General features: G+C 50.4%; 3 protein-coding genes. All 3 read left to right on the forward strand.

The annotated features are described in order from the left end of the window. The first annotated feature begins 112 nt into the window (after positions 1–112). Positions 113–1,618 (forward strand): hypothetical protein, encoded by a 1,506-nt coding sequence (locus tag E1297_RS02675; protein ID WP_155133566.1) that lies wholly within the window; start codon positions 113–115, stop codon positions 1,616–1,618. A 155-nt stretch (positions 1,619–1,773) separates the two neighbouring features. Then, entirely contained in the window at positions 1,774–2,106 is a 333-nt protein-coding gene (locus E1297_RS02680) for a hypothetical protein (RefSeq protein WP_155133569.1), read from the forward strand. Positions 2,107–2,189: 83 nt separating this feature from the next. Further along, the coding region (locus E1297_RS02685) for a hypothetical protein (protein ID WP_155133572.1) at positions 2,190–2,375 on the forward strand (186 nt) is incomplete at its 3' end.

The following is a 2,375-nucleotide window of genomic DNA, read 5'->3' on the forward strand; positions in this document are numbered from 1 at the left end:
TTCCGGCCGTAAGAATGTTGCGAGCGGCATTGGATAGTGTTCGCCAGCTTGTTGTATGCGATGGGGGTGACTAATATCTAAGGCCTCAAAACCATTTTTTTAGGTAGGTCCGATGGCAATCCGACGAATTCCAATTATCGCTAAGGCCGAGCGGATCACCTACTTTGCGCGTCAAAATCTCTTGGAACATGGTTGGCGTGATGCCTTGCGAATTATCCAACAGATAGTCCCCGAGCTCAGCATCGATCAAGCCGCGCAAATCTTCAAAGGGGAAAAGCGCTTCATCGATGATGAACGCAACCGCGGCGACATCCTGTTCGTCGATGATCCGGATTCGAAAGAATGGAAATCCGAACTCAATGAAAAATATGGTGGGATTTGCAAGATCGGCTGTGGCTACTACCAGCCTTATGCAGTGGTCGACTCTTTCGGCCCAAATGACATCGATGAAATCGATCACGATGTCGACCTAAACCGCCTTGAAACCAATGATTTTGTCTCAACAAGAATGCTTATGGCCTTCGATCAGCATCGTGACAGCATAAATTTCCCTGCCGACAGAGGTGATTTCGAAAAGCGAGCGATGCACTACGCCTGGGACCCGGGCAACGACAAGGCGATCATGTGCAGAGTATCCTTCAGTGAAGGCGTTTTCAGCTTTCCCGTTCTTTTTGAAGAAGTTGAAGATCTGCCTTTTTGGATACCGGAACTCACCCCGCAAGAGGCGGTCAGTCTTTTGGAAGGCGATTTGGGACATTTAGGTTTCCAACATGAATACGGAAGTCCAGACTTGGCGAACGAGAGAAGCGTTTCGCGGATGACCTGTCAGGCGAAACTCAATTTCGCAGATCAGTCTTTCCGTCTTTACAATAACAATATTCCAAAAGAGAAACTCGATGACTTTCTGGTGTCCCAGAAGTTATCTACTCCAGAGCACTTCGAACAGCGCCGACGCGAAATCCTGAAACAGAACGACGATTTAGGCTATGGGTATCGATCTGTTGATTTCGGTGGGAAACTCGGAGTTCGAAACATCCCGAACGGTCCGCTTGTCAAATGGGCTCTCAACCGCGGATTCGCAATGAAGGACCAGGGACCCGAATGGAAACCGGTCAGCATGTCTGGATTGAAGATGGCTGGCGATGATCCGGTCCATTCAGACTGGATCACGGCCATTGGGCTGGAGAACGAGAATTTCTACGAAGAACCCTTGAAGTCTCTGCAAGACGATCTGTTTATGCAGATTCAACACGAGGAGCTAGGCTTCACCGCTCACGTTCTCGTTGCGGGGAAAACATCGGCCGTAGGGATAGTGAAATACTGCAACAAAGACACCGAGGTCGATGGTCAAACCATTGCGATCATTCCGAACGCCGGAATTCGATATGACAGAATCGCGAGAGAGGCGGCTGGTGTTATAGTTCTGGAAGGCGGAGCGATGTCACATCTAGCCGTCAACGGACTCGAGATGGGGCAAGTTATACTTCGGGATCCGGATGCCAAGAAAAAATATGAGGAGGGTTCATTTCTTCGGGTCGACATCGAGAACGGACGCGTCCTCAAGCTCGCCGACCTTCATCTCGAAGAGAACGATACGCCTTCCGGTCCAAAGATGTGAATCAGCCTTGATCCTCACGAGCGTGAGGATCAAGGCTGGGGCTTTCAAAAATCGTGAAATCTGACCTAGCGTAAGGATTCTCCTTCGCTACAAATTTCAGGACGCCCTTCCCGACGCCTATTTACCGCGTCAGCCGGCTGCACGATACTCACCCTATGACGATCACGAAGGACATCGCCGGGCGTATTAAAAAACGTATTCAGGCTCAAGGAAAGCCCAGAGCCGAATTCCTGTTTTCGAAAGCCCAGAACGGAGACGCCCTCTTTGTTATCGATGTTCTCCATGATCAGAACGCCGAACTTGATGTTGTTCGTGTCGGCGTGAACAGGATCGAGCTGATCTCCGCCGGAAGACTGATCGCCAGCTATTCCCATGATCTCGGCCCTGGACTTCCGCTCGACTGCGACACGGCCGAACACGTGAACGTCTTGGAAATGATCGCGGATACGCCGCACAAGGCACACACTGTTTCTGCCGAACGCGTCTGAGAACATCAGTTAGCCAATAACAAGCATGGCTGTTGTTTTTTTCGACCCACCTCTCAAGAATGGGTGTCAGCAAGGAGACAAACATGACCGCGACTGAAAGCGAATGGTTTCTGAAGGAAGACGATTGTGATGCTGCCATCCGACCTGATGGGATGCTAGATGGCGCAACCTTAGCGAAGCATCTTCAAGCTGAGGGGCTTCTGGAGGAATTCGGTGACTATAAGGTTGTTCAAACAACCAATATTGATCCAGAAGCGCGGCAAACCCCT

This window comes from Roseibium sp. RKSG952 (genome assembly GCF_009711355.1).

Coding starts and splice junctions, on each gene's coding strand:
- E1297_RS02680 (WP_155133569.1), top strand. CDS start 1,774: ATGACGATCACGAAGGACATCGCCGGGCGTATTAAAAAACGTATTCAG.
- E1297_RS02675 (WP_155133566.1), top strand. CDS start 113: ATGGCAATCCGACGAATTCCAATTATCGCTAAGGCCGAGCGGATCACC.